The following is a 25960-nucleotide window of genomic DNA, read 5'->3' as shown; positions in this document are numbered from 1 at the left end:
CGGAGAGTTGATCCCATGAGCGCAATCGCCGTCGGCAGCCCCCGCAGCACCGCCCTCCCGCGGGCGTTCTGGGCGCTGTGGGTGTGTCAGCTGGTCAACCGGCTCGGCAGCTTCGTGCAACCGTTCCTCGTCCTGTACCTCACCCACGGCCGGCACCTCTCCGCAGGTACGGCCGGAGCCGTCGCGGCCGCCGTCGGCGCCGGGACCGTCACCGCGCAGCTCGCCGGCGGCTTCCTGGCCGACCGCGTCGGGCGTCGCCTGACCATGCTGATCTGCTTCTTCGGTACGGCGGCCGCGCTGGTCCTGCTCGGATCCGCGCGCGAGATGGCGCTGATCTGGGTCTGCGCGTTCCTCGTCGGTCTGCTCGGCGATCTGTTCCGCCCGGCGGTCCAGGCGACGGTCGCCGATCTGCTCGATCCGACCGAGCGCGTCCGGGCGTACGGCCTGCTGTTCTGGGCGATCAACCTCGGTTTCTCGGTCTCGACCGTCACCGCCGGTGTGCTCGCGTCGTTCGGGTACGGCCTGCTGTTCTGGGTGAACGCGGCCACCTCGGTGATCGCCGGCCTGGTGATCTGGTCGATGGTGCCGGAGAGCCGCCCGGCGCCCGAGGAGGACTCGGTACGCCGGTCACTGCTGCCGGTGGTGATCCGCGACCACGTGTTCCTGCTGATGATCCTGATCCAGATCGGTTACGCGACGATCTACATGCAGGGCTACTCGACGCTCCCGCTGGCGATGTCGGACGACGGCCTCTCCTCCCGGACGTACGGGCTGGTGATCGCGCTGAACGGTGTCGTGATCGTGCTGATCCAGCCGTTCCTCGGCAAGTGGATGGTGACGCTCGACCGGCCGAAACTGCTCGCGGCCTCGATGCTCGTCGTGGGTCTCGGGTTCGGTGTCGGCGCGGTCGTGCACAGTTGGTGGGGCTACGCGCTGTCGGTCGTCGTGTGGACGATCGGCGAGATCGGGTTCGCCGCGGTGATCGGCGCGGTGTTCGCCGACCTCGCGCCCGTCGACCTGCGCGGCCGCTACATGGGCCTGTCCGGGATGGCGTTCGGCGTCGGTACGGTGGTCGGCCCGCTGGCCGGTACGAACGCGCTCGAGCACCTCGGCCCGACGGCGACCTGGCTGGGCTGTGCCGTCCTCGGGGTCGCGATCTTCATCGGCCAGTACTCGCTGGCACCGGCTCTGCACGCCCGCGCTCAGGCAAACGCCGCATGAGGTGCGCGGTCGCGGCAGTCACCACGATGACCGCGACCGCCACCCACGTCGAACGGTCGATCGCGACCGGGTGACGCAGAAACACCGTCCCGAACACCGCCACGCCGAGCGTCCCGCCGAACTGCTGCACCGCGTTGAGCAGCCCGGCCGCGGACCCGGTCTGGTGTGGCTCGACCCGGTGCAATGCCTCGGTGAAGAACGAGGTGGTAAACAATCCGACACCGACCCCACCCAGCGCGAGTGAGGGCAGCAACACGTACGGCGCGAGCGCCAGACCGGCCAGCAGTACGCCGAGTCCGACGTACATCAGCCGCGAACCGAACCGTGCGACCAGCCACTGGCCGGCGACCAGCGACGCGATCCCGGACGCGGCGGACCACGGCAGCAACACGAGGCTTGAACGCATCACAGTGTGGTGCAGCGTCAGCTGCTGGTGAAGTACGACGACCAGCGTCACGCCGCTCATCACCGCGAAGAACAACGCCGACGTGATGAGCGCGGGCGCGAACCCCCGATGCGCGAACAGGCTCACCTCGATCAGGTCCTTCCGCAGGAAGCACAGTCCGAGCAACACAGCGCCTGGAACGAGGAGGTACCACGACTGCGACTGCAGGATCGGGTAGACGATGAGGGCCGTACCGCCGGTCAGCAGCAGCGTTCCGACCAGGTCGATCCGCTGTGGCGCGGCCGACTCCGGGAGCAGGTGTGAGAGGGCGAGCACAGCGAGACCGAGCGGCACGTTGACGAGGAAGACGGCGCGCCACGAGGTCGCCTCGGTGATCACGCCGCCGAGCAGCGGCCCGGAGATGCCGGCCAGGCCCATCACCGGGCCGATCGTGCCGAGCGCCTTGGACAGTTCGCGACCGGTGAAGCTCGTCTTGATCAGGCCGATCGTCTCCGGGATGACCAACGCGGCGGACGCGCCCTGCACCGCGCGGAAACCGATCAGCAGCGACGACGTCGAGGCGAGCGCGCACGCGGTCGACGTCAGGACGAAGACGGCTACTCCGAGCTGGAAGCAGCGCCTTCGGCCGAAGCGGTCGCCGAGGCGGCCGCCGGTGATCAGCAGGGCCGCGAACGGGAGCGTGTACGCCGCGCTGAACCATTGGAGGTCCGCTGTCCGGCCGCCGAGGTCTGTGTGGATCACCGGGGCCGCTACTTGGACGATTGTCGCGTCGAGCAGGTTCATCGCCTCGGCGACCAGGAGGGCGATCAGCCCGATCCATCGCATGTTCTTCATGCCGCCACAATCCGATCTCAGCCGCCGATCTTCCATTTATTGGCCGTGATTTCCTGGAATATTCCATTGGAGCGGGCTTCAAGCGATGATTGTCACCATGGTGGATGCGATCGACCGGGCCCTGCTCCACGCGTTGCAGCTCGACGGTAGAGCGCCGTACAGCCGGATCGGCGAGGTGCTCGGCGTCTCGACGCAGACCATTGCGCGCCGCTTCAACCGCCTCCGCGCCGAGGCTGGGCTCCGCGTGACCGCGCTGCCCGACCCGCAGGCCGCGGGCCGCTCGCAGTGGCTGCTCCGACTGACCGCGGCACCGCAGACGGCCCGGGATCTCGCCGGTGCGCTCTCGCGCCGCCCGGACACCAGCTGGGTGAAGCTCGCGTCCGGCGGCACCGAGATCGTGTCGATCGTGCACAGTACGCCGACCGACGGCAACGCCCTGCTCCTGAACGACATCCCGCGGACGAGCAGCATCACCTCGGTCTCGGCGCAGTACCTTCTGCACCTGTACGTCGGTGGTCCGACGGCCTGGCGTGGACGCGCCAAGACACTCAACGACGCGCAGGTCGCCGCGTTGACGCCCACCCGCACCGGCGAGCCGACCAGGTTGAGCGCCGAGGACGGGAAGCTTCTCGCGGCCCTCGGTGAGGACGGCCGCGCCACCCACGCGGACCTCGCCGTACGCACGGGATGGTCCACGACGACGGTGGCGCGGCGGCTCGACGAGCTGCTGCAGAGCGGCGCGATCTTCCTCGACGTCGACGTCGATCCGATGGCGCTCGGGTTCACCACGAGCGCGATGCTGTGGCTGTCCGTACCGCCCGCGCACCTCGACGCAGTCGGGCGGGCGCTCGGCGAGCACGACGAGTTGGTCTTCGTCGCCGCGACCACCGGCCGGACCAACCTGGTTACGCAGGCGATCTGCTCCGGGCCGGACGCGCTGCACACGTATCTGACGCAACGGCTCGGCGCGATCGAGCACATCACCGCGATCGAGACCGCGCCGATCCTGCGGACCGTGAAAGCGGCGGCACCGTTCGCGCCGGGTCTCGTAGGGTGGCGGGTATGACTGAGCGGACTGAGCGGATGACCGACGCGGTCGTGTTCGACATCGGTGGGGTGCTGCTGGACTGGAGTCCGACCTACCTGTACGCCGACCTGATTCCGGACGAGGAGGAGCGGACACACTTCCTGACCAACGTCGCGACTCCCGCCTGGAACCACAAGCAGGACGAGGGCCGTCCGTGGGCCGAGGCCGTCGCGGAGCTGAAGAGCCTGCACCCGGAGCACGCCGAGTGGATCGAGGCGTACGACACGGGCTGGCTGAAGATGGTGAAGGGGGTCTTCGAGGACACCGCCGCCGTACTCACGGAGCTCCAGCCCGCCGGCGTACCGACGTACGCGCTGACCAACTTCTCCGCCGAGAAGTGGGAGATCGCCAAGGATGCATTCGGAGTCCTGAGGCACTTCGACGGCGAGATCGTCTCCGGCGTCGAGAAGATCGCGAAGCCGGACGAGAAGATCTACCGGATCCTGATCGAGCGGTTCGGGCTGGATCCGGCGCGGACGTTCTACACCGACGACATGGCGTACAACGTCGACGGCGCCCGAGCGGTCGGCCTGGACGCCGAGGTGTTCACCGGCGCGTCAGACCTCCGCGCCCAACTCCGCGACCGGGGCCTGCCACTACAGTGACCTCCATGCCGGAAGATCGCTCCCCTGCCATCGGCGACGCGGACCGCAATGCTGTCGTGGAGCGCGTGCAGTCGGCGTACAGCGAGGGGTATCTGACCCACGAGGAGATGGAGCAGCAGCTCCACCAGGTGCTGTCCGCGCGGACCCGGATCGAGCTCGACGTCGCGTCCGCCGGCCTCCCGGCCCTGCGGCCGGCCAGTACGTCGACGATCAATGCGGCATCCGGGCGGATCGTCCGGCGTGGTGTGTGGCGGGTGCCGCGGAACCTCAAGGTGGTTTCGATGTACGGGCGGGTCCGGCTGGACCTGTCGCAGGCGCAGTTCGAGGACGGCGCAGTCGACATCGATCTCAACGTGATGCATGGCGGCGTCAAGCTGACGTTGCCGCGCGACGCGGTCGTCGACTTCGAGTCGGTGCACACCGAGTGGAAGGACACCCGGTACAAGCCGCCGCGGCGCTCGACCGGCGACGGTCCGCGGGTGCGGATCACGGGCGTGATCGGGTTCGGACGGTTGAAGATTCGGCACGCGCGGCGTTAGAGCGCGGCTGAGATGGTCTCGGTGTACGCCGGGGTGGTCGCGAGGTATGCCGCTTCGACGTAGATCGTGTTGTTCTGGCAGGTCATCGGGGTGAGTGCGACGCCGGGCTTGCCGCCGTACATCACCTGTGGTTTGGCCAGGCCGGGCCGCCAGCGGTTGATCTGGTACGTCTCCGCGCCGGTCGGGCTGACCGTCCGCGTCTCCCAGAGGATCCAGTTGCCGCAGGCAAGGATGGTGTCGGTGACGACGGTGCCGAGCGGGCGGGCGGGGGAGTCCCCGGACTCCCGGACGTAGGCCTTGCTCTGGTACTGGTCCGGGTCGGCCGCGCTGACCTCGGACCAGACTGTCGCTCCCTTCAGGGTGGCGCCGCTCCACTGGATGCAGTTAGTTGCCGCGGGCACCGGTTGGGCCGCGCCGCCGGTGAGTGGTGCGGTGAGGACGCGTTTGCAGCGGCGGGAGGTCTCCGGCGCGATGATCTCGCTGAATGTGACGGTGTCGGCGGAGACGACCGGGTCGGCGACGTACCCGGGTGCTGCCACGCACGTGATGCTGCGGGACTTCAGGTTTGCCAGGTCCGCGACGATCAGGCAGGAGCGGTTCTTCGCGTCGGTGGAGCTGTACGCGAACGTTCCGTCGTACGCCCCGATCTCGGGCTCCGACACCGGTGGGATCGCCGGGGTGCTGGCCTTGCCGGTGGTGAGGTCGTACCGCAAGACCTTGATCTGCGGGTCCGGGCCGTCGGAGCGGATGTCCTCGAGCAGCGCGTAGCGGTCGTCGATCACGACGGGGGACTGGGCGACGAAGTCCGTCGCCGGGACGTGCCGGACCGCAACCTTCTTGCTGGTGCGGTCGGTGATGGTCGTCGTACCGGCCTCGTCGCTGCCGCGGGTGACGACGTACCTGCCCTGCTGGGTGACGAGATGCTGGCCGTCGACCGGTTGGCGCAGGACGTTCGCCCAGGTGGGTAACGCTGTACTCACATCCGTCGGTCTTGACGGGGTGGGTGTCGGCGTCGGTGCCGGGGTGGGCGTCGGTGTGGGCGTCGGACTGGTTTCCGGCTTGGTGCCGGAGCAGCCGGCCAGGACCAGGACAAGGGTGCCTACGGCAACGGTACGGCGACGCATCTACAGCCCGATGTTCTGGAAGGAGTTGGCCAGGGTGGCGTTGAACAGTGCGCTCGCGGGGATGTTCCGCGGGCCGTCGGTGACGTTGCCGCGGCTGTTGAAGCGGCGCTCGTTGAACACCTCGAAGATCGCGATCGTGCCGTTCTTCTGGTCGTAGCCGCGGCCGACCTGGTAGTGGCCGCTGTGGTTGAACGCGAGGTACGGGAAGTACCGCTTGAGCAGCTGCACGTGTTCGATCACCGGCGCCTTGTAGACGCCGAGGTGCTTCTGGTGCACGGCGAAGAAGGTCTGCGCGTTCCAGCTCGAGACACTCTGCACGATGTACGTGCCGGCGGACTTCGGCCAACTGGTCTTCAGGTTGGTCTGCTGCACCATGGCTGAGATCGCCGTACCACCGGTGGTCGAACCGAGGTCCTTGGCCCAGGACGCCTGGGTGTCCTTCTGGTTGTCATCCGCCCAGTCGATCGACTGGAACGTCGCCGGGCCGCACCAGTACCCCTTCTCCTGAGACGTCTGATACCCCTTCATGATGTACGCCGAACCCGGCACGACAACCGGAGCCGCCGGAGTCGTCGGCGCCGGGGTGGTGGAAGTCCCGGTGGTCGGAGCCGTCCGCGTAGGAACAATCGTCGCCGTAGCAGTCGGCGTACTGGTTGGCGTGGCAGTCGGCGAACTGGTCGGTGTACTGGTCGGGCCGACCGTCGCCGCGGCCGCAGCACTCGGCTGCCCGGAGCCAGCCGACGGCTGAGCCGTGTCTGCCTGCCCTGCTCCCGTGGGCTGGGCTGTGCCCGCCTGGCCAGCTCCCGTGGGCTGGGGCGTGCTCGGGTTGCTCGTGCCCGGTGCGTTGGCTTCTGCGAGTTCGCGGAGTTCGCGGGCTTTCTCGCGGCCGTTCCAGGCGGCTTGCATCTCGTCGAGTTCGGCGGTGACGCGCTGGCTCTTCGGGAGCGCGGCGCGCTGCGCGACGAACGCGGCGGGGGTGAGGTCACCCGTCGCGATGTCCTGTTCGGCATCGTCGGCCGCGCGCACACTCGGCTGCTCCATCAACGCGTGCCGCTGAACCCCGGTCGGCACCTGATCCACGAACCCGAGCCCGAGACAGTAGTTCTCGGTGTCGAGCTTGAAACACCGAAGCATCGACGCAGCCTGCGCAGACGCATCCGCAGACCGCAACTGAACATCACCCGGCGACGTCTCCGTCACCTCCTTGACCACCTCACTCCACGACCGAGCCGTCGGCGTACCGTCCGGGGCCGTCGGATCGGCCGTAGGCTCCCCGCTCGCGACCGCAGTGGGCTCCGCCGTCGCGCCGACGGTGGGCGAACCCCCGGGCTGGTCGGTGGGCTGGCCGGTGGGCGTCGTACCGGATTGTGTACGCAACTCCGGGTCGCGGGGTTGGTAGGCCTGAGCGCTGAGGGGTGCCTGGGCCAGCAGTGCACCTAGGAGGACCAAAGTTGCCCCCCGTGCTGCTGTGAGCATTGGGTCTCCCGAGTGGCGTGTGACGGCAGTGACTGTGGGTACGCCTGGGACCACAGTACGTGCTTGTGGCAACAAACGGGAGGGGGCCTCCCAGCGGAATCCACCGCACGGCCCGGCTGAGCGGCCAACTAAACTGTTCCGATCCAGGTCCGTGACGTGTTGTGGAGTGTCTGTGTCGGTCCAACCCATCCGCCTGTTCGGCGACCCCGTGCTGATCACCAAGGCCGAGCCGGTCGTCGACTTCGACGCCGAGCTGCGCCGCCTGGTCGCGGACCTCACCGACACCATGCAGGACGCACCCGGCTCCGGCCTGGCCGCGCCGCAGATCGGCGTCGGCCTGCGCGTGTTCACGTACCACGTGGAAGGTGAGCTCGGGCACCTGATCAACCCGGAGCTGACACTGTCGCAGGAGGAGCAGTTCGGTCCCGAGGGCTGCCTGTCGATCCCCGGCCTGACGTTCGACTGCCGCCGCGCTCAGTCGGTGATCGCCAAGGGCTTCAACATGTACGGCGACCCGGTCGTGATCGAGGGATCAGACCTGCTCGCGCGCTGCATCCAGCACGAGACCGACCACCTCGACGGCGTGCTGTTCGTCGACCGCCTCGACCGCGAGACCCGCAAGCAGGCGATGAAGGCGATCCGCGAAGCCGAATGGTCCGGCCTGTCCGGCCCACCCCAGATCAAGGTTTCCCCCCACCCCACGAACGGATTCGGGTTGTGAGAGTCGTCTTCGCCGGTACGCCGGAACCCGCTGTCACCGCGCTCGAGGCGATCGTTGCCAGCCGCCACGAACTGGTCGGGGTCGTGACCCGGCCGGACGCCCCGGCCGGACGTGGGCGGAAGCTGGTCGCCTCGCCGGTCGCGCAGTACGCCGAGGAGCTCGGCGGGATCGAGATCCTGAAGCCGGTGAAGCCGAGCGACCCCGAGTTCCTGGCGCGGCTGCGCGAGATCGCGCCGGACTGCTGCCCGGTCGTCGCGTACGGCGGGCTGCTACCGCAGGCGGCGCTCGACATCCCGAAGCACGGCTGGATCAACCTGCACTTCTCGGTGCTGCCCGCGTGGCGCGGTGCGGCGCCCGTGCAGCACTCGATCATCTCCGGTGACGACGTGACCGGTGCGAGTACGTTCCGGATCGTCAAGGCGCTCGACGCCGGTCCGGTGTACGGCGTACTGACCGAGCCGATCGGTCCCGAGGACACGTCCGGCGATCTGCTGCACCGGCTCGCGGTGTCGGGGTCGAAGCTGCTCGTCGACACGCTCGACGGGATCGAGGCCGGCGTCCTCGAGGCCCGCGAGCAGCCAACGGACGGCGTGACGCTGGCGCCGAAGATCACCGTCGAGGACGCGGAGCTGGATCTGCACGCGCCGGCGCAGCGGGTGGACCGGCTGGTCCGCGGCTGCAACCCGGCGCCGGGCGCGTGGACGACGTTCCGGGGCGAGCGGCTGAAGGTGCTCGCCGTACGGCTGACCGACGAGGAACTGAAGCCGGGCGAGCTGCAGGCGACGAAGTCCACGGTGAAGGTCGGCACCGGGAGCAAGGCGGTCGAGCTGGTGACGGTTCAGCCGCAGGGCAAGAAGCCGATGGCTGCCGCGGACTGGGCGCGTGGCGTGCGGTTGACCGACGACGATGTCCTGGGGCCTATCGCGTGAGCGATCGTTCTCCGCGTCATCGCGGGCCGCAGCGCGCACCGGATCGGGTACGACGGGTCGCGTACCAGGTGATCCGCCAGGTCAACGCCGAAGGCGGCTACGCGAACCTCGCGCTGAACAAGGCGCTCCGGGATTCGCGTCTGTCCGGGCGTGACGCCGCGTTCTGCACCGAGCTAGTCCACGGGACGCTGCGCTGGCAGGGCACGTACGACGCCTTCCTCGCGCGCAGCGTGTCACGCCCGCTCGACGAGCTCGACCCCGAACTACTCGACATGCTCCGCCTCGGCACCCACCAACTGCTCAACATGCGCGTCGACTCGTACGCCGCCGTGTCCGAGATGGTCAGCCTCACCCGCGCCGAACTGGGCCAGAAACGCACCGGCCTGGTCAACGCGGTACTCCGCAAGATCAGCCAGCGCGAGATGGGCCAGTGGATCACCACCGTCGCGCCCCGCTGGGAGGACGACCCGCTGGGCCACCTGGCAATCGCCGAGGCGCATCCGCGGTGGGTGGTCGAGTCCTTCGACCGTGCGCTCTCCGACGGGCCGGGCGCCGCTCCGCCGGGTGAGGCTGTGAACGAGCTGGAGCGGTTGCTCGTGGCGGACAACGAGCCGCCTCGGGTATCGCTGGTGGCTCGGCCCGGGCTTGCCGAGGTGGACGAGTTGGTCGCGGCGGGTGCCAGCCCAGCGCGCTGGTCGCCGTTCGGGGCTGTGCTCGAGGGCGGTGGCGATCCGGGGCGGATCGGGGCCGTTGCGGCCGGCCGGGCCGGGGTGCAGGACGAAGGTTCCCAGCTGGTGGCGATCGCATTGGCCTCGGCGAAGGTGGATGGGGACGACGCCGACTGGCTCGACCTGTGTGCGGGTCCGGGCGGGAAATCGGCGTTGCTGGCGTCGCTGGTCAAGGACGGGCGACTGACCGCGGTCGAGCCGCTGAAGCACCGCGCCGAGCTCGTCCGGCAGAACCTCCGGACCGTCCCGGGCGACCACAAGGTGCTCGTCGGCGACGGTACGAAGCCGACCTGGCCGGCGGGCTCGTTCGACCGGGTACTCGCGGACGTCCCGTGCAGCGGGCTCGGGGCGCTCCGGCGCCGACCGGAGGCGCGCTGGCGTCGTACGCCGAAGGACGTCGAGGAGCTCCGGCCGCTCCAGGAAGCCCTGCTCGAGTCCGCGATCAGCTCCGTCCGACCGGGCGGTGTCGTCGCGTATGTGACCTGCTCACCGCATCCCGACGAGACCCGCGCCGTCGTGGACGCCGTACTGGATCGCCGCGACGACGCCTCCCTCGAGGACGCTCGCGCACTGTTCCCCGGCGTACCGGACCTCGGCGACGGGCCCGACGTACAGCTCTGGCCGCACCTGCACGGCACCGACGCGATGTACCTGGCGCTGATCCGCCGGTCTGCCGGGACATGAACCGGAACCACCACCTGATCGGGCTGACCTCGGCGTTCGGGATCGGGATGCTGGTCGCGGTCCAGTCCAGGATCAACGGTGAGCTCGGCAGCCTGCTCGGCGACGGGATCCCGGCGGCGCTGATTTCGTTCGGCACCGGCCTGGTGGTGCTGCTCGTCCTCACCGCCCTGGTGCCGGGCGTTCGCCGCGGCCTGGCGAACGTCTGGCGTCAGATCCGTACGCCGATGCGCGGGTACGGCGGCCTCCGCTGGTGGCAGTGTCTCGGCGGGGTCGCCGGTGCGTTCCTGGTCGCGACGCAGTCGATCACCGTCTCGATCATCGGCGTCGCGGTGTTCCTGGTGGCGGGTGTTGCCGGGCAGGCGATCAGCAGCCTCGTTGTCGATCGTCTCGGCTTCGGCCCGGCCGGTCCGCAACCGCTCACCACGCTCCGGATCGTCGGTGCGGCGATCGCGCTGTTAGCGGTCGGGCTCGCGGTGTCGGAGCAGCTGAGTCACCCTGGCGGACTGCTTCTCGCGATCCTGCCCGCGCTCGGTGGAGTCGGCACCGCCGTACAGCAGGCCATCAACGGCCGGGTCGCCCGGACAGCCTCCACCGACGCGTACGGCGCGGTCGCGGCGGGCGTGGTGAACTTTCTCGTCGGCTTCCTCGCGCTGCTGCTCGTGTTCGCCGTCGACCTGGCGTTCCGCGGCGCTCCGAGGCAGCTACCGAGCGAGCCGTGGCTGTACCTCGGCGGCATGTGCGGCGTGATCTTCATCAGCGCCGCGGCCGCCGTGGTCCGCGTCGTCGGTGTCTTCGTCCTCGGCCTCGGCACCATCGCCGGCCAACTCATCGCCAGCCTCTTCATCGACATCTTCGTCCCGGTCGCCGACAAGCCGATCACGGCACCGGTGGTCGTCGGCACGCTGCTGGCTCTCGTCGCGGTGGTCGTCGCCGGGGTACCGAACCTTCGCCGCTCCTAGGTGGTCGCTGCGGCGACTGCCGGCTTACGGAGTCCGGTGAACACGCCTTGGGAGACGGCGACGCCGAGCAGGACGATCAGGCCGCCGACCGGCTGGTACCAGGTGAGGTGCTCGTGCAGCACGATGACGCCGACGATGATCGAGAAGACCGGCATCAGGTACGTCACCATCGACGAGCGGCTCGCGCCGATCAGCCGGATGTTGCGCATGTTGAGGACGAACGCGACCCCGCTGCCCAGCGCACCGAGCGCAAGCACGCTCAGCAGCACCTTCAGCGACAGCGACCACGGCGCGGGCGGCGCCTGCCCGGTGACCAGCGGCGCCACGACAGCCAGCTGAACCGATGCGCACAGCAACAATGCGGTGGACAGTGCCGTACCGGACAACGTCGTACCGGCCAGGAACCGTTTCTGGTAGGGGATCGCGAGCCCGTAGAAAACCGCGGCCAGCATGCACAACCCCTGCCCGACGAGGTCGGCGCCGCCCTGCACGCGCCACGCCCCGAGCACGACGAGCATTCCGACGAACCCGATCAGCAACCCGAACCCACGCTGCGCCGAGAACCTCTCGGTCCGGAAGAGCAGCACCGCGATCGGCAGCACGACCAGCGGGGTGATGCCGTTCCAGATGCCGGCCAGCAGCGACGGGATCCGCTCCTCGCCGTACCCGAACAGCGTCCACGGGATGGCCGAGCCGATCGCCCCGACCACGAACGAGTGCGCCCACAGCCGCGGGTCCCGCGGCAGCGGCTCGCGCTTCACGATCAGGATCGCGAGCAGTACGACGGAACCGGCCAGCACCCGGCCGAGCGCCAGGTAGAGCGGCGGCAGCTCGCGGACGCCGACCGAGATGAACAGGAAGCTGCAGCCCCAGATCGCCGCGAGGGTGATCATCGTGGGGAGCCACGCCCGCGCCGGGGCGGTGTCAGGAGTCGTCAGCATGCTCACTCCTGACATCCTGCACCACGGGGCGGACAGTTCGTGCATTTTTATCCGTATTCGGGCAGGTGGTAGCGACCGATGTCAGGAGCGAGAGAGGATGACGCGCATGAGTGCCTCCGAGCCTGCCTTCGATATCGTCGCCGTCCGCAAGCAGTTCCCCGCGCTCGAGGAGGGCGCCGCGCACTTCGACGGGCCCGGTGGTTCGCAGACCCCGCAAGCCGTCGCGGACGCGGTCGCGGCGACCATGACGTCCGCGCTGGCGAACCGCGGCCAGCTGACGCCGGCCGAGCGCCGCGCCGACGAGACCGTCGTGAACGCCCGCCAGGCGATGGCGGATCTGCTCGGGACCACCGGCCAGGGCATCGTGTTCGGCCGCAGCATGACGCAACTCACGTACGACTTCTCCCGGACGCTCGCGAAGACCTGGAGGCCGGGCGACGAGGTGATCGTCACGCGCCTGGACCACGACGCGAACGTCCGCCCATGGGTGCAGGCTGCCGAGGCCGCGGGCGCCACGCTCAAGTGGCTCGGCTTCGACCCTGAGACATCCGAGCTCGACGACATCGCTCCACTGCTGACGGACCGCACCCGCCTCGTCGCCGTCACGGCCGCCTCCAACCTCCTCGGCACCCGCCCCGACACGCAGAAGATCGCCGACCAGGCCCACGCTGTGGGCGCGCTCGTCTACGTCGACGGCGTGCACCTGACCGCGCACGCGCCGGTCGACGCGCGGTACGCCGACTTCTACGTGTGCTCGCCGTACAAGTTCTTCGGCCCGCACCTCGGTGTGCTGACCGCTGCGCCGGAGCTGCTCGAGACGCTGAAGCCCGACAAGCTGCTGCCGTCGACGGACGTCGTGCCCGAGCGGTTCGAGTTCGGGACACTGCCGTACGAGCTGCTCGCCGGTACGACGGCCGCGGTCGAGTTCATCGCGAGCCTCGGCGGCTCAGGGAGCACCCGCCGCGAGCGCCTGATCAACTCGCTCCAACTCGTCGAGACACACGAGGACGCGCTCCGCGACGACCTGGAGGCACGGCTCGCCGCGATCCCTGGCATCACGCTGTACGGTCACGCCGCGAACCGCACGCCGACCCTGCTGTTCACGCTCGAAGGACATGAGCCGTCGGCGATCGCCGACCACCTTGCGAAGGCCGGCGTGAACGCCCCGGCAGGTTCGTTCTACGCGTACGAGCCGGCCCGGCAGCTCGGCCTCGGCGCGGCGGGCGCCGTCCGCGCGGGCCTCGCGCCGTACAACGACCAGTCGGACGTCGACCGTCTCGTCGCGGCGGTGTCCGCCTTGACCGGCCCGAGAGGCACTAACTAAAGTCTCTGGGGAAATGAGAGAACCCACCGCCTTCTTCGTCCAGACGGACCGCTCGGACGCCTCGGCCGGCTTGGTCAGCCCGGCCCGCGCGGGCGTCGAGATCAGCTGGAACGACGGAGTCGTCGAGGTCACCGCGGAACGCGTCTCCCGGGTCGCGCTGCGCTGGTCGGACAAGCTCCCGGCCGACGCCCTGATCCTCGGCGACGCGTGGGAGCGTTCGTACGGCGACCTGCAATGGCGGCACCTGCAGCCCGAGCGGCTGCTGCCGTGGTACTTCCTCGTGCACTCGGGAGCAGGCACGTTCGGCATGGGTGTCGACGTACAGCCGAACACGTTCTGCGCTTGGACGGTCGACGGCGACGGGTACACGCTCTGGCTGGATCTGCGCAACGGCGGCGGGCCCGTTCACCTGGGCGGTCGTAGGCTGGCAGCAGCAGTCGTGCGACGATTCGACGACGGGGGTACTCCCTGGCAGACGCTGAACGCAGCGGTCGCCTCCATGAGCACCCGGCCACCGGCGCGACCTGAGCCCGCGCCGGTGGTCGGGGCCAATAACTGGTACTACGCCTACGGCGAGAACTTCGACGAGAAGGCTGTCCTCAAGGACGCGTCGACGATCGTCGAGCTCGCCGACGGGCACCCGGTCAAGCCGTTCAGCGTCGTCGACGACGGCTGGTACCCGGGCGGCGTCTGCTCCGGCGGCCCGTGGGACCGCGGCATCCCCGGTGTCTTCGACGACCTGGCCGCCACAGCCTCCGCGATCAAGGACATCGGCGCCCGCCCGGGGATCTGGTTCCGTCCCCTCCTGGTCCGTGAGCCGTCCCCGCTGGCGTCCAAGGTCCCGCACGACAAACCAGGCCGCGCCCTGGACCCCACCCACCCCGAAGTACTGGACGGTTTACGTTCCGACCTGCATCGCTTCCGGTCCTGGGGTTTCGAACTCGTCAAGCACGACTTCAGCACGTACGACGTCTTCGGCAACTTCGGCCCGGCCATGGGCTCGCGCCTGACCGCCGACGGCTGGCAGTTCCACGACCCGAGCCGCACGACCGCCGAGATCATCCTGGACTTGTACCGTGAGATCCGGACCGCCGCGAGCGACCTGCTGGTGATCGGCTGCAACACCGTCGGCCACCTCGCCGCTGGCCTCGTCGACATCCAGCGGATCGGCGACGACACCTCCGGCCGCGACTGGGAACGGACCCGCAAGATGGGCGTCAACACGCTCGCGTTCCGCCTCCCGCAACACAACCGGTTCTTCACCGTCGACGCCGACTGCGTCCCGTGTACTCCGCAGACGCCGTGGGAGCTGAACGCGCGCTTCCTCGACCTGATCGCGCGTTCCGGTACGGCGCTGTTCCTGTCGATCGACCCGGCCGCAAGAACCCCCGAAACGGACCGCGCGCTGCGCGCCGGCATCCGGCTCGCGCTCGACGGCGGCGACCCGGGCGGCATCGAGCCGACGGACTGGCTGGTGAACACCACGCCGACGACCTGGCGCTCTGGCGACGAGCTGGTCGAGTACGACTGGTCGCAGCCGTGGGGCGCAGACCCCCATGGCTAGACGGGGGACGAACCTCGATCGGGTCGGGGACTTCAACGATGCCGTCGTCCTGGACGCGATCCGCCGCAGCGAACAGCTCAGCCGGGTCGAGCTCGCCGAGGCGACCGGCCTGTCCGGGCAGGCGATCTCGAACATCGCCCGCCGGCTGCTCGACGCCGGCCTGGTCCGCGAGGCGGGCCGGCTCCGCGGCGCGGGCCTCGGCAAACCACGGACGCTCCTCGAACTCGAACCCACCGGCCGGTACGCCGTCGGCGTCCACCTCGACCCGTCGGTCGTCACCGTCGTACTGCTGGACCTGACCGGCGAGGTGGTCGCGCGGCGAGTGGTCGACCAGTACGCCGACGACCCCGACCCGCTGATCGACGGGATCGCCAAGACGATCGAGGACGTCGTCGTCGCGTCGGGTGCGCCGCGCGAGCGCGTGACCGGGGTGGGCATCGCCGCGCCCGGTCCGATCGACGTCGAACGTGGCGTGGTCGTGGACCCGCCGAATCTCTCGACCTGGCACCTCGTCCCGCTGCGCGACCAGTTGCAGGAGCGGACCGGTCTGCCGATCATCCTCGACAAGGACGTGACGGCCGCCGCCTCCGCGGAGAGATGGGCCGGGCAGGGCGGGAGCTTCGTGTTCTTCTACCTCGGTACAGGTGTCGGCGCCGGGCTGGTGATCGGCGACGAGGTGATCCGCGGCGCCTCCAGCAACGTCGGCGAGATCGGTCACGTGATCGTCGATCCGGACGGGCCGGTCTGTTTCTGCGGACGGCGCGGCTGCGTCGGCGAGGCCAGCCAGCCGCGGTATCTGGTGGCGCAGGCGGTGCGGGCCGGCGTACTTGCCGGTGGCATCGACCTGGACGACCGGCTCGCGGTCGAAGCCGCCTTCGCCGAACTGTGCGCGTCGGCGGGCGAACCGGGTGCGGCCCGCGACATCGTGACCACGCTGGCGGCGCGGATCGCCAAGGTGGTCGAGGACATCGCGAACCTGCTCGACCTGGACCGCGTTGTCTTCGGCGGTCCGCACTGGCAACAACTCGCTCCGGTCCTCGGCGACGCCGTCCGTACGGCTCTCGACGGCCGGTTCCTCCTGCAGGCGGTGCACCCGTTCGAGGTCACCGGTACCGCCCTCGGCGCCGATGTCGGCGCGATCGGCGCCGCGAGCCTGGTCCTGGACCGGACCTTCTCGCCCAACCCTTCTCTCGCTGGTGAAAGGTAGACGTCTTGATGATCGACCCCGAGGTCCTGGCTCGCGCTGTTGTGGCCGTTCGGCAGGCCAGTGGCGACGAGGTGATCGCGGAGATGTTCCGGCGTTCGATGGCCGAGAACCTGCCCGCGGTCGCCGAGCGGCTGCCGGACGGGACGACGTTCGTACTCACCGGCGACATCCCGGCGATGTGGCTGCGCGACTCCGCCGCCCAGCTCCGCCCGTACCTGCTGCTGTGCAAGGACGATCCGGGGCTGCAGGAGGTCCTGATCGGCGTACTGCACCGGCAGCTGGAGTACGTCGTCCTCGATCCGTACGCGAACGCCTTCAACAAGGAGCCGAACGGCGCCGGCCACGTCACCGACGAGACCGAGATGTCGCCGTGGGTGTGGGAGCGCAAGTACGAGATCGACTCGCTGTGCTTCCCGCTCGAGCTGGCGTACCGGCTGTGGCGGATCACCGGCCGCGCGGACGTGATCGACGGCCGGTTCCGGGCCGCGGCCGAGGCGATCGTCGACCTGTGGACGGTGGAGCAGGACCACGAGGCGCGGTCGCCGTACCGGTTCCAGCGGCACGACGACCGCGACTCGGACACGCTGGTCCGGGAGGGACGCGGCCGGTTGACCAAGCCGACCGGGATGTCGTGGAGCGCGTTCCGGCCGAGTGACGACGCGACCGAGTTGGGCTTCAACGTTCCGGGGAACATGTTCGCGTCGGTGGTGCTCGGCTACCTGCAGGAGATCGCGACCGAAGTCCTGCGGGACGAGCCGCTGGCCGATCGCGCGAAGGCGCTGAAGGCGGAGATCGACGAGGGCATCGCCACGTTCGGCATCGTGCAGCATCCGGTGCACGGCCGGGTTTACGCGTACGAGGTCGACGGGCTGGGGGAGGCGTTGCTGATGGACGACGCCAACATGCCGAGCCTCCTTGGAATCCCCCTCACCGGGTACGCCGCCGAAGACGACCCGACCTATCTCGCGACTCGTCAGCTACTGCTCAGCCCTGACAACCCGTACTACTACAGCGGCACCGTCGCCGCCGGCATCGGCAGCCCGCACACACCCCCGCGCTACATCTGGCACATCGCCCTGGCTGTCCAGGGCATCTCGAGCACGTCCGCCGCCGAACGCCAGCAGCTGTTGGAGCTCCTCCGCGACACCACCGGCGGCACCGGCCAGATGCACGAGGGCTTCGACGTCGACAACCCCCACAACTACACCCGCGAATGGTTCTCCTGGGCCAACGCCATGTTCTGCGAACTAGCCCTGGTCCACGCCGGCATCAGGTGACGTCGCGTCTCCTGGTCGTCCAGGCCCCCAGGACGGCGTGGGTGCGTCGGTGGGGGCCATGCCTGTCACGCTGAAGACCAGGGAGCCGGCGTTCGTGCCTGGGAGTACGTTGGCGAGCCACTTGAGGCTTGGTAGGAGGCTGCTGACGACTCCTGCCAGGAGGGTTTCGATGCCGAGGATCCAGACGACGCCCAGGCCGATCGGTAGCGCGACGTTGCGGAAGGCAACGGCTAGGGTGGCGCCGGCCAGGCACCACATCAGCAGGACCAGCCAGCCGCCGGCCAGGCCTTGGAGGAGATCGCCGAGGCTTGGCCAGTTGGTGGCGCCATTCTCCGCGGCGGCGATGGCGATGCTGCACAGTGCACAGGCGGCGAAGATGGTGAGCACCCAGAACGCGATCATGGTGCCCAGGGCAAGAAACTGCGCGCTCAAGATGGTCAGGCGGCGCGGGTGCTGGGTGAGGACGGTCTTGAGAGTGCCCCAGGTGTACTCGGCCCCGATCACGATCGCGCCGAGGACCAGAGCGAGCGCGCCGGCGAAGATCGGGTAGCCGCCGATCGTGTTGTCGATGACGCGTTCCGGCAACATCCCGCGGAGCACCTCAGCGCGGGGTACGCCGGTTGTGCCCGGCGTGTCATCGCCCGTCGTGTAGGCGACGTACGGCAGCAGGTACCCGAAGATCAGGCTCAGCACGAGGCCGGCGCCGAACAGCGCCCAGACGGCGGATCGCTTGCGCAGCTTGAGGATCTCGGCCCGATAGCTACCCAACATCGGCCTTCTCCTCACTGGTCAACTCGAAGAAGATGTCCTCGAGAGCGCGTTCGGTGGTGTGCAGTTCGGACACCTCGATTCCGGCCTCGACGAGCGCACGGTTCACCTCGGCGGCCCGTCGCGGATCGACCTGGACCCGCAGCGTGTCGTCGTACTGATGGACCGTGCCGAAGCGGGCCAGTAGCGCCTTCGCCTGCTGCTCGGGCGCGGCCCGTACGACGAGTTCCTGCTCACCGCGGAGCTCGTCGACGTTGTGCTCGGCAACCATCCGGCCGGCGTTGATGATGCCGACCCGGTCGCAGATCTGCTGTACCTCGCCGAGCAGGTGGCTGGACAGCAGTACGGTCCGCCCGCCGCTACCGAGCTCGCGGATGAGGCGCCGCATGCCGCGCATCCCGGCCGGGTCGAGCCCGTTCGTCGGCTCGTCGAGGATCACCAGCTCGGGATCCTTGAGCAACGCGGCCGCGACACCGAGCCGCTGCTTCATGCCGAGCGAGTACGTCGAGAACCGGTCCTTCGCGCGCTCCGCCAGGTCGACCAGCTCGAGCACCTCGTCGATCCGCCGCCGCTCAACACCGGCGTACTCCGCCAGCAGCCGCAGGTTGTCGAGCCCCGACAGGTACGGGTAGAACGCGGGCGACTCGATCATCGACCCTGTTCGCCCCAACACCGCCGACTCACCTGGCCTACCACCGAGCACCCGCACCCTCCCGCTGGTCGGCGCGATCAACCCAGTGAGGATCCGCAGGGTCGTCGTCTTACCCGCCCCGTTAGGCCCGAGAAACCCGTAAACCTCACCCGCCAACACGGTCAGATCAACCCCGTCAACCGCAACCGTCTCGCCGTACCTCTTGGTCAGCCCACTGACCTCCACCAACGCATCCATACCTCGAGGGTCCCGGCTCAACCCCGTCCACCGCGTCGTCCCCCGGGAGTGACCCCACCTACTGCACGCGGAGTACCTCTCAGGTGCTCGGGTTGGACGGCAGCGGCTGCACGCTCCCCGCCGCCAACGCCTCCGCCACATGCCCAACGCCCCCACGAATCACCTGCCCGTAACCGTCCTCGGGCAGTCCGGACAGACGCGTACGTGCTGCTTCGAGGTGCTCATTCGCCAGCTCAGGTTCTGCGAGTCGCCGGTAGTCATCCGCGAGGTTCAGGTGAAGTGAGGGCAGCCAGCCATCGTCCTCGACCAGCTCGAGCGCCCGCAGGTCCCACATGAGCTCGGCGTCGACATCGTCCTGCAGATCAGCCAAGTAGTGTGCGATCGCGCAGCGGGTCTGTCGGTCAGCCGTGAAAGTCCATAGGTCGTTCAATTGGCGCCGGGCGGCTGCGCGGTCACCAGTACGGCCGAGCTCGACGGCAGCGGCGATCTCCTCGAGGTGCTCCATACCCGCCAGCCTCAGGCTTCGACCAACTGGAAGGTCAACCCAACCAACCGGGGCGGACGAGCCCGGTTTGGTACGCGAGGACGACGAGTTGCGCGCGATCGCGCACGCCCAGCTTGATCATCGCGCGGCTCACGTGGGTCTTGGCGGTCGCCGGACTCAGCACGAGCCGTTGCGCGATCTCGTCGTTCGACAGGCCTTCGCCGACGAGCGCGACGATCTCCTTCTCGCGTTCCGTGAGTACGTCGAGCTCCTTGCTCGCGTAGGGCTGACGCGACCGCGACGCGAACTCCGCCACCAGCCGCCGCGTCACCCCGGGCGACAACAGCGCGTCCCCGCGCGCCACCACGCGCACCGCCTGCAGCAGCTCGACCGGTTCGGTGTCCTTCACCAGGAAGCCGCTCGCCCCGACCCGCAACGCCTCGAACACGTACTCGTCCAGGTCGAACGTCGTCAGGATCACCACATGGACGCCGGACAGCTCCGGGTCGGCCCCGATCCGCCGGGTCGCCTCCAGGCCGTCGGTACCGGGCATCCGGATGTCCATCAGCACCACGTCGGGCTTCTCGCGCCGCGCGACCACGACCGCCTCCGCGCCGTCCGAAACCTCGCCGACCACGGTGATGTCGTCCTCGGAGTTCAGCAACGACCGGAACCCGGCCCGCACCAACGCCTGATCGTCCGCCAGCAACACCCGAATCATGCGGGGAGCCTATGCCAGCCCGGCGTCGTGGGCGAGCAGCGCGACCTGCGTGCGGTTGCCGAGCTCCAGCTTGGTGAGGATGTGCGAGATGTGGGCCTTCACGGTCGCGAGGCTCATGAACAGCTCGGTCGCGATCTCCGCGTTCGCCTTGCCCCGGGCGACCGCGAGCATCACGTCGTACTCCCGCGGCGACAACCGCTCCAGCTTCTGCTGCGCGATCGTGTGCGCATCGGCTTGCGTCGCAGCGCGATCCATCAGCCGGCGCGTGATCGCGGGGGACAGGATCGGGTCCCCGGCCGCGACCCGCCGTACCGCCTCGACGATCTGGGCCGGGGGCGTGTCCTTGAGCAGGAATCCACTGGCCCCGGCGCGGAGCGCGTGCAGGACGTTCTCGTCGGTGTCGAAGGTCGTCAGTACGACGACCTCGGGCGGATTGGTCCGCGCCCGGAGCCGGCGGGTTGCGACGATGCCGTCGACGCGCGGCATCCGTAGATCCATCAGCACGATGTCCGGGAAGTGCGCGTCGACGGCGGCCGGTACTTCGTCACCGTCGGCGGCCTGGCCGACGACCGAGATCCCGTTCGCGCCGTCGAGCATCATCTCGAGACTCGCCCTGACCAATGCGTCGTCGTCGACCACGAGTACCCGGATCATGCGGGCCACGGTAGCGAGGCCGCGAGCCGGAACGCGCCACCGGGTTCCCGCCCGTGGTCGAGCGTGCCCCCCGCGAGCTGGACGCGCTCGGTCAGCCCGACAAGACCGGTCCCGCTGCCAGGCACCAGCGGCGTACCGCTCGACGCCGGGTTGATCAGCTCGATCCGCAAGCCGTCGCCCGGCTGCCCGGTGACGATCACCTTCACGGGACATCCGGCAGCATGCTTGCGAGCGTTCGTCAGCCCCTCCTGCACGACCCGGTACGCCGTTCTCCCGGTTGCCGGAGGCAACGAGCTGGCGTCCGCGACCCGATCGTCGTACGAGATCGCCGAACCCGCCGCGCGCGATTCCTCCACCAGCGCGCGCAGATCGCCGAACGTCGGCTGCGGGCGCCCCTCGTACACCTCCTCGTCCCGCAACACGTTGATCACCTCGCGCAACTCGTCGAGCGCCTGGTGTACGCCGGTACGGATCACGCCCGCCGCCTTCGCGAGCTTCTCGGGGGAGGAGTCCGGACGGTACTCGAGCGCACCGGCGTACGTCGCGAGCAGCGACAGCCGATGCGCCAGTACGTCGTGCATCTCGCGCGCCATCTTCGTACGCTCGAGCGACCGCGCCTCCGCGACCCGGCGACCCTGCTCCGCCTCGGCGCGGACGGCACGTTCCCGCAACGACGCGAGGAGTTGCTTGCGTGCCTGGGTGCCTTGGCCCCAGCCGAGCAGGCCCGCGTGGACGACGACGACCAGGAGGGCGTACCAGAAGTACGGGAGTCCGTGGATCGGTTGCCAGAGGCCCTGAATGAGATGGCTCGCGGTGCCGACCGCCGCGACCATGATCGACGTACGGAGCGGTTGCCGGAGGGCGACGTTCAACGTGCCGACGGTCGACGGCGGCGTCGCGGCAGGGGAGAAGGCCGCGAGTACGGCGACCGCGATCGCGCCCGGTACCGGCCGCCGGAACACCAACGGCATCAGCCCGACCGAGGCGATCCCGACCACGAGGTCCAACGGCAGGAACTTCCGGTGCTCCGCGTCCGGCAACCGCCCGACGATCGTCAGCCCCACCAGCACTGCGATCGCCGCAACAGCCACCACCTCGCCGTACCTCGGCGGCTTCCGCGGCGCGCACAACTCGTCCATGCCCCTGAGCGTAAGCGTCCCCCTCCCGCCCCACCACCGACCAAAGTCGAACCCTCCAGCCGGTGGGGGAGCCCTCACTCCGCCTTGTCGTCTCCGCTGAACCCCGCTAGCTGCGCCGCCTGGTAGAACCCGCGGATATGCGCGGCCACCAACGCGGCGGCGCGTTCCGGCTCGCCGCCGCGTACCGCTGCCAGGATCGCCCGGTGCTCGCCGCGCAAGCCGACTACTGTCGCCTCCCAGTCCGGCAGATTCGGCACCGCGGCCAGCACGTACCCGTGAATCGCGGACCGCAACGAAGCCATCACCGCGGCGATCAGCACGTTCCCGGCCAACCCCGACAACGCGACATGAAACTCCGCGTCGAGCAGATGGAACTCCTCCGGCGACAAGCCCTCGTCATCCATCCGATCCAGCAACTCCGACGCAAGCTTCAACTCACCCGCCTCGAGCGACCGGCCGGCCGCCTCCCGCGCGGCCCACGACTCGAGCAGCAAGCGCGTCTCGACCACGTCTCCCATCGGCAGATGATTCGTTGCCAGGTGCAACCGCAGTACGGCGGTCAGCGGCGACTCCGGCTCCGCCACGATCACCGCGCCCGCCTCCGGCCCGGACCCGGTCGCGGTCCGGACGACACCCATCGCCTCCAGCACCCGGACCGCCTCGCGCACCGACGGCCGGCTGATCCCGAGCTGTTCCGCGAGCGTCCGCTCGCCGGGCAGCCGCCCGCCGATCCGCAGCCGCCCGGCCGCGAGGTCGGCCTCGACCCGGTGCAGAACCAGCTCGTAGTTCTTCATCCGGACACTCTACCGGTGTGGTCGGACCACAGGATAGGGTGTGGTCCGACCACAGAATCAGCCGGGAGTTGTGATGACCGATCGTCAGATGCCCAAATGGTCCGAGCTGAAGCCGTTGCTCCGGCCGAAGCCGATCACGGTGAACCCGACCGACCGTCGGCTGGAGAAGGCGCTGACGATCGCGGACCTGCGGACGATCGCCCGCCGCCGGACGCCACGCTCGGTCTTCGACTACACCGACGGCGCTGCCGAGGCCGAGATCAGCCTGCGCCGCGCCCGCCGGCTGTTCGCGGAGCTGGAGCTGCAGCCGTCGATCCTGCGCGACGTCTCCGAGATCGACCTCGGTACGTCGATCCTCGGGCGCCGCTCCGAGCTGCCGTTCGCGTTCGCGCCCACCGGCTTCACCCGGATGATGAACCACGAAGGGGAGAGCGCGGTCGTCAAGGTGGCCGAGGACATCGGCATCCCATACGCGCTGTCCACGATGGGCACGACCTCGATCGAGGACGTCGCGGCCGCCGCACCGAACGCCCGCAAGTGGTTCCAGCTGTACGTGTGGAAGGACCGCGACGCCGGTGAGGACCTCGTGAAGCGGTCAGCCGCCGCCGGGTTCGAAGCGCTGATGCTGACCGTCGACGTACCGGTCGCCGGCGCCCGCCTCCGCGACGTACGCAACGGCTTCACGATCCCGCCGTCGCTGACCGTGAAGACCGTGCTGGACGCGTCGCTGCACCCGGCCTGGTGGGCCAACCTGCTTACGACCCGGCCGCTCACGTTCGCCTCGCTGTCCACCTGGGATGGCACGGTCGCAGAGCTGCTGGACAAGCTGTTCGACCCGACGATGACGATCGACGACCTGAACTGGTTGCGCTCGATCTGGGACGGACCGCTGATCGTGAAGGGCATCCAGACCGTCGAGGACGCTCGCCGGGTTGTCGACGCCGGCGCGGACGCGGTCGTACTGTCCAACCACGGCGGCCGCCAGCTGGACCGTGCCCCGACACCGCTGCGGATCCTCCCGGACGTCCGCAAGGCGATCGGCAGCGACGCGGAGATCTACCTCGACACGGGCATCATGTCCGGCGCGGACATCGTCGCGTCGATCGCGCTAGGCGCGGACGCCTGCCTGGTCGGCCGCGCGTACCTGTACGGCCTGATGGCCGGCGGGCAACGCGGTGTCGCCAGGGCCGCGGAGATCCTGACCAAGGAGGTGCGGCGCACGATGGCCCTCCTCGGTGTCTCCAGCGTCGCCGAGCTGAACCCGTCCCACGTCCGCCTGCCCTCCTAGACTGGCAGCGTCGCCGTGATCCGTAGGCCGCCTGCCGGCGTACGGATCACGGTCAGCGTGCCGCCCAGCGCGGTAGCGCGTTCGCGCATGCCGGAGATGCCGTTGCCTTCCTGGGGCTGCGCGGTCAGCGATTCGCCGTTGTCGTCGATCTGCAGCACCAGGGCCTGCTCGCCGTACTGGATCCGCACGGTCGCGGACGTGGCTTTGGCGTGCCGTACGACGTTCGTCAGTGACTCCTGGATGATCCGGAACGCGGCGCGGTCCAGGCCGGTCGGTAGCGGACGTGGATCCCCGTGGACGATCTTGTGGACGTCGAGCCCGGCCCTCTTGGTCCGGCTGACCAGGTGGTCCAGGTGGTCGAGCCCGGCGACCGGCTGGCGAGGCGCGGACTCGTCGGACTGCCGCAGGATGCCGACGATCGAGCGGAGTTCTACCAGGGCTTCCTTGCTCGCGTCCTTGATCGCCGAGAGCGCCGGGGCTGCCTGCTCGGGTTGCCTGTCGACCAGGTGAAGCGCGGTGGACGCTTGTACGTTGATCAGGGAGATGTGGTGCGCGACGACATCGTGGAGCTCCTGTGCGATCCGTAGACGTTCCTCACCGGCACGGCGAAGCTCCTCCTCTCTACGGGTCTTCGCGGCGGCCATCACGCGGTCGCGGTGCGCGCGGAAGAGTTCGGCGACGAACCCGAGGAGGCAGAAGCACAGGCCGACGAGCAGCACCTGGTAGATGCCGTCCTGATTCAGACCGAGGATGAGGCGGCCGCCGACATGACCGACGTACAAGGAGATCAGCCCCGCCCAGCCGGCTGATCGGTGGCCGAGACGGATCGTGGTGAAGACCGCGATCACGAACGGGATGACCACGGGACCCCACGGATACTCGCGGAGCATGTAGACGAGCGTCGCGGCGGCGATCACCCACAACACGGGGACCGGGTGGGTGCTGCGCCAGAACAGGGCGAGCGCCGCGATCAGCAGCAGTACGACCATCAACGCGTCGGGGTGCTGACGGTCGGTCTGACCGCGCGCCGCGCCGTACGTCCCGACCACCAGGAACACCGCCAGCACGACCGGCAACGTGTAGCGGCGCACTCGGGTCCCGAGATCGGGGACGTCGACGGGCTGGGTCACACTACGGAACCGTAGAGGGCAGCCGGGGCGGCTGTCATCGTCGCCCCGGAGTACTTCGGCCTGCGCCCGTTGTAGTAGTTCAGTATTTGACCTTGTAGATCTTCTCTTCGTACGCGGCGCCGTAGTACTCCTCGAGCTCCGCCAGGTCGGCGTCCTGACGCTCCAGGGCCTTCGCGATCCGCGGCCGGCTCGGGATCGCGTCCGGCTCCCAGGTCTCCGGCTTCCACAGCTGCGAACGCAGGAACGCCTTCGAGCAGTGGTGGAAGATCTCGTCGATCTCGATCAGCAGGGCCAGTTGCGGCCGGTTGCCCTTGACCACCATCTCGTCGAAGAACGGCGCTTCCTTGACGATCCGGGCGCGGCCGTTGATCCGCAGCGTGTCGCCGCGGCCGGGGACGAAGTAGATCAGCCCGACGTGCGGGTTCGAGATGATGTTGGTGAACCCGTCGACGCGCCGGTTGCCGGCC

The 25960-nt window shown here is 69.2% G+C and carries 26 protein-coding genes; 13 read left to right on the top strand and 13 right to left on the bottom strand.

Annotation, left to right across the window (positions count from 1 at the left end; all coding sequences use genetic code 11):
* Positions 1–15: 15 nt before the first annotated feature.
* Entirely contained in the window at positions 16–1221 is a 1206-nt protein-coding gene (locus FB475_RS00130) for an MDR family MFS transporter (protein ID WP_141851316.1), read from the top strand.
* Here the strand turns inward: FB475_RS00130 and FB475_RS00125 are convergent.
* Positions 1160–2461: an MFS transporter gene (locus FB475_RS00125; protein ID WP_141851314.1), complete on the bottom strand. Its 1302-nt coding sequence runs from the start codon at positions 2459–2461 to the stop codon at positions 1160–1162. The genes FB475_RS00130 and FB475_RS00125 overlap by 62 nt on opposite strands.
* 97 nt (positions 2462–2558) lie before the next feature.
* Here FB475_RS00125 and FB475_RS00120 point away from each other — a divergent pair, with 97 nt between their 5' ends.
* From FB475_RS00120 to FB475_RS00110, 3 genes are read left to right on the top strand one after another with little or no spacing between them, the layout of a single operon-like run.
* Positions 2559–3527, top strand: a complete 969-nt coding sequence (locus FB475_RS00120) for an Lrp/AsnC family transcriptional regulator (RefSeq protein WP_141851312.1) — start codon at positions 2559–2561, stop codon at positions 3525–3527.
* Positions 3524–4153 (top strand): HAD family hydrolase, encoded by a 630-nt coding sequence (locus tag FB475_RS00115; RefSeq protein ID WP_141851310.1) that lies wholly within the window; start codon positions 3524–3526, stop codon positions 4151–4153. Before FB475_RS00120 ends, FB475_RS00115 begins: the two co-directional genes overlap by 4 nt.
* A gap of 5 nt (positions 4154–4158) precedes the next feature.
* Positions 4159–4692: a DUF1707 SHOCT-like domain-containing protein gene (locus FB475_RS00110; protein ID WP_202878213.1), complete on the top strand. Its 534-nt coding sequence runs from the start codon at positions 4159–4161 to the stop codon at positions 4690–4692.
* On the opposite strand, the gene FB475_RS00105 is transcribed toward FB475_RS00110, so the two are convergent.
* On the bottom strand, positions 4689–5672 hold the full coding sequence (locus tag FB475_RS00105) for a hypothetical protein (protein WP_238332244.1): 984 nt from the start codon (positions 5670–5672) through the stop codon (positions 4689–4691). The two genes, FB475_RS00110 and FB475_RS00105, sit on opposite strands and share 4 nt — an antisense overlap.
* 144 nt (positions 5673–5816) lie before the next feature.
* A complete protein-coding gene (locus FB475_RS00100) occupies positions 5817–7292 on the bottom strand; it encodes a C39 family peptidase (protein ID WP_141851306.1) in 1476 nt (491 codons plus the stop codon).
* Positions 7293–7464: 172 nt separating this feature from the next.
* Here FB475_RS00100 and def point away from each other — a divergent pair, with 172 nt between their 5' ends.
* The 4 genes from def to FB475_RS00080 are packed head-to-tail and all read left to right on the top strand — an operon-like array spanning position 7465 to position 11313.
* Positions 7465–8013 (top strand): peptide deformylase, encoded by a 549-nt coding sequence (gene def / locus FB475_RS00095; RefSeq protein WP_141851304.1) that lies wholly within the window; start codon positions 7465–7467, stop codon positions 8011–8013.
* Positions 8010–8942, top strand: coding sequence for a methionyl-tRNA formyltransferase (fmt, locus tag FB475_RS00090; RefSeq protein ID WP_141851302.1), 933 nt, complete (start codon positions 8010–8012; stop codon positions 8940–8942). Before def ends, fmt begins: the two co-directional genes overlap by 4 nt.
* Positions 8939–10354, top strand: a complete 1416-nt coding sequence (locus tag FB475_RS00085; RefSeq protein WP_141851300.1) for an RsmB/NOP family class I SAM-dependent RNA methyltransferase — start codon at positions 8939–8941, stop codon at positions 10352–10354. The genes fmt and FB475_RS00085 overlap by 4 nt, the downstream gene beginning before the upstream one ends.
* Positions 10351–11313, top strand: a complete 963-nt coding sequence (locus FB475_RS00080; protein WP_141851298.1) for a DMT family transporter — start codon at positions 10351–10353, stop codon at positions 11311–11313. The genes FB475_RS00085 and FB475_RS00080 overlap by 4 nt, the downstream gene beginning before the upstream one ends.
* Here FB475_RS00080 and FB475_RS00075 read toward each other — a convergent pair.
* Positions 11310–12254: a DMT family transporter gene (locus FB475_RS00075; RefSeq protein ID WP_141851296.1), complete on the bottom strand. Its 945-nt coding sequence runs from the start codon at positions 12252–12254 to the stop codon at positions 11310–11312. The two genes, FB475_RS00080 and FB475_RS00075, sit on opposite strands and share 4 nt — an antisense overlap.
* A 106-nt stretch (positions 12255–12360) precedes the next feature.
* Between FB475_RS00075 and FB475_RS00070 the strand changes: the two genes are divergently transcribed.
* Genes FB475_RS00070 through FB475_RS00055 form a run of 4 tightly spaced genes read left to right on the top strand, consistent with a single transcriptional unit; the run spans position 12361 to position 17626 of the window.
* Positions 12361–13578: a cysteine desulfurase-like protein gene (locus tag FB475_RS00070; protein ID WP_141851294.1), complete on the top strand. Its 1218-nt coding sequence runs from the start codon at positions 12361–12363 to the stop codon at positions 13576–13578.
* Positions 13579–13591: 13 nt separating this feature from the next.
* Positions 13592–15142 (top strand): alpha-amylase family protein, encoded by a 1551-nt coding sequence (locus tag FB475_RS00065; protein ID WP_141851292.1) that lies wholly within the window; start codon positions 13592–13594, stop codon positions 15140–15142.
* Entirely contained in the window at positions 15135–16349 is a 1215-nt protein-coding gene (locus tag FB475_RS00060) for an ROK family transcriptional regulator (RefSeq protein ID WP_141851290.1), read from the top strand. The genes FB475_RS00065 and FB475_RS00060 overlap by 8 nt, the downstream gene beginning before the upstream one ends.
* Positions 16350–16357: 8 nt before the next feature.
* A complete protein-coding gene (locus FB475_RS00055) occupies positions 16358–17626 on the top strand; it encodes a glycoside hydrolase family 125 protein (protein ID WP_141851288.1) in 1269 nt (422 codons plus the stop codon).
* Here FB475_RS00055 and FB475_RS00050 read toward each other — a convergent pair.
* The 7 genes from FB475_RS00050 to FB475_RS00020 form a co-directional block, all read right to left on the bottom strand.
* Complete coding sequence (locus FB475_RS00050) at positions 17597–18397, bottom strand: ABC transporter permease (protein WP_141851286.1); 801 nt, start codon at positions 18395–18397, stop codon at positions 17597–17599. The two genes, FB475_RS00055 and FB475_RS00050, sit on opposite strands and share 30 nt — an antisense overlap.
* Positions 18387–19283 carry an ABC transporter ATP-binding protein gene (locus tag FB475_RS00045; protein WP_141851284.1) on the bottom strand — a complete coding sequence of 299 codons (897 nt, stop codon included), beginning with the start codon at positions 19281–19283 and terminating at the stop codon, positions 18387–18389. The genes FB475_RS00050 and FB475_RS00045 overlap by 11 nt, the downstream gene beginning before the upstream one ends.
* Positions 19284–19362: 79 nt before the next feature.
* Complete coding sequence (locus tag FB475_RS00040) at positions 19363–19788, bottom strand: hypothetical protein (protein WP_141851282.1); 426 nt, start codon at positions 19786–19788, stop codon at positions 19363–19365.
* Positions 19789–19822: 34 nt separating this feature from the next.
* Positions 19823–20488 carry a response regulator gene (locus FB475_RS00035; protein WP_141851280.1) on the bottom strand — a complete coding sequence of 222 codons (666 nt, stop codon included), beginning with the start codon at positions 20486–20488 and terminating at the stop codon, positions 19823–19825.
* 9 nt (positions 20489–20497) lie between these two features.
* Entirely contained in the window at positions 20498–21142 is a 645-nt protein-coding gene (locus FB475_RS00030) for a response regulator (RefSeq protein ID WP_141851278.1), read from the bottom strand.
* Positions 21139–22281, bottom strand: coding sequence for a sensor histidine kinase (locus tag FB475_RS00025; protein ID WP_141851276.1), 1143 nt, complete (start codon positions 22279–22281; stop codon positions 21139–21141). Before FB475_RS00025 ends, FB475_RS00030 begins: the two co-directional genes overlap by 4 nt.
* A 74-nt stretch (positions 22282–22355) precedes the next feature.
* Positions 22356–23075 carry a FadR/GntR family transcriptional regulator gene (locus FB475_RS00020; RefSeq protein ID WP_141851274.1) on the bottom strand — a complete coding sequence of 240 codons (720 nt, stop codon included), beginning with the start codon at positions 23073–23075 and terminating at the stop codon, positions 22356–22358.
* 73 nt (positions 23076–23148) lie between these two features.
* Here FB475_RS00020 and FB475_RS00015 point away from each other — a divergent pair, with 73 nt between their 5' ends.
* Positions 23149–24363 (top strand): alpha-hydroxy acid oxidase, encoded by a 1215-nt coding sequence (locus tag FB475_RS00015; protein ID WP_141851272.1) that lies wholly within the window; start codon positions 23149–23151, stop codon positions 24361–24363.
* Here the strand turns inward: FB475_RS00015 and FB475_RS00010 are convergent.
* Both FB475_RS00010 and FB475_RS00005 read right to left on the bottom strand, forming a co-directional pair.
* A complete protein-coding gene (locus FB475_RS00010) occupies positions 24360–25493 on the bottom strand; it encodes a sensor histidine kinase (RefSeq protein ID WP_238331880.1) in 1134 nt (377 codons plus the stop codon). The genes FB475_RS00015 and FB475_RS00010 overlap by 4 nt on opposite strands.
* A 79-nt stretch (positions 25494–25572) precedes the next feature.
* A partial coding sequence (locus FB475_RS00005) for a PNPOx family protein (RefSeq protein ID WP_185758969.1) occupies positions 25573–25960 on the bottom strand: 388 nt, incomplete at its 5' end.

Origin of the sequence: Kribbella jejuensis (assembly GCF_006715085.1) — a bacterium.
GTDB lineage: Bacteria > Actinomycetota > Actinomycetes > Propionibacteriales > Kribbellaceae > Kribbella > Kribbella jejuensis.
The sequence above is the reverse complement of the archived record's forward strand: the minus strand, read 5'-3'. Positions and strand labels throughout refer to the sequence as shown.

Excerpts from the sequence above, each read along its gene's own strand:
- FB475_RS00080 (WP_141851298.1), top strand. The coding sequence starts at position 10,351 with ATGAACCGGAACCACCACCTGATCGGGCTGACCTCGGCGTTCGGGATC.
- FB475_RS00120 (WP_141851312.1), top strand. The coding sequence starts at position 2,559 with ATGGTGGATGCGATCGACCGGGCCCTGCTCCACGCGTTGCAGCTCGAC.
- FB475_RS00110 (WP_202878213.1), top strand. The coding sequence starts at position 4,159 with ATGCCGGAAGATCGCTCCCCTGCCATCGGCGACGCGGACCGCAATGCT.
- FB475_RS00100 (WP_141851306.1), bottom strand. The coding sequence starts at position 7,292 with ATGCTCACAGCAGCACGGGGGGCAACTTTGGTCCTCCTAGGTGCACTG.
- FB475_RS00115 (WP_141851310.1), top strand. The coding sequence starts at position 3,524 with ATGACTGAGCGGACTGAGCGGATGACCGACGCGGTCGTGTTCGACATC.
- FB475_RS00020 (WP_141851274.1), bottom strand. The coding sequence starts at position 23,075 with ATGAAGAACTACGAGCTGGTTCTGCACCGGGTCGAGGCCGACCTCGCG.
- FB475_RS00040 (WP_141851282.1), bottom strand. The coding sequence starts at position 19,788 with ATGGAGCACCTCGAGGAGATCGCCGCTGCCGTCGAGCTCGGCCGTACT.
- FB475_RS00060 (WP_141851290.1), top strand. The coding sequence starts at position 15,135 with ATGGCTAGACGGGGGACGAACCTCGATCGGGTCGGGGACTTCAACGAT.
- FB475_RS00035 (WP_141851280.1), bottom strand. The coding sequence starts at position 20,488 with ATGATTCGGGTGTTGCTGGCGGACGATCAGGCGTTGGTGCGGGCCGGG.
- FB475_RS00030 (WP_141851278.1), bottom strand. The coding sequence starts at position 21,142 with ATGATCCGGGTACTCGTGGTCGACGACGACGCATTGGTCAGGGCGAGT.
- FB475_RS00050 (WP_141851286.1), bottom strand. The coding sequence starts at position 18,397 with ATGTTGGGTAGCTATCGGGCCGAGATCCTCAAGCTGCGCAAGCGATCC.
- FB475_RS00075 (WP_141851296.1), bottom strand. The coding sequence starts at position 12,254 with ATGCTGACGACTCCTGACACCGCCCCGGCGCGGGCGTGGCTCCCCACG.
- FB475_RS00015 (WP_141851272.1), top strand. The coding sequence starts at position 23,149 with ATGACCGATCGTCAGATGCCCAAATGGTCCGAGCTGAAGCCGTTGCTC.
- FB475_RS00025 (WP_141851276.1), bottom strand. The coding sequence starts at position 22,281 with ATGGACGAGTTGTGCGCGCCGCGGAAGCCGCCGAGGTACGGCGAGGTG.
- FB475_RS00125 (WP_141851314.1), bottom strand. The coding sequence starts at position 2,461 with ATGAAGAACATGCGATGGATCGGGCTGATCGCCCTCCTGGTCGCCGAG.
- FB475_RS00070 (WP_141851294.1), top strand. The coding sequence starts at position 12,361 with ATGAGTGCCTCCGAGCCTGCCTTCGATATCGTCGCCGTCCGCAAGCAG.
- FB475_RS00055 (WP_141851288.1), top strand. The coding sequence starts at position 16,358 with ATGATCGACCCCGAGGTCCTGGCTCGCGCTGTTGTGGCCGTTCGGCAG.
- FB475_RS00045 (WP_141851284.1), bottom strand. The coding sequence starts at position 19,283 with ATGGATGCGTTGGTGGAGGTCAGTGGGCTGACCAAGAGGTACGGCGAG.
- FB475_RS00130 (WP_141851316.1), top strand. The coding sequence starts at position 16 with ATGAGCGCAATCGCCGTCGGCAGCCCCCGCAGCACCGCCCTCCCGCGG.
- FB475_RS00065 (WP_141851292.1), top strand. The coding sequence starts at position 13,592 with ATGAGAGAACCCACCGCCTTCTTCGTCCAGACGGACCGCTCGGACGCC.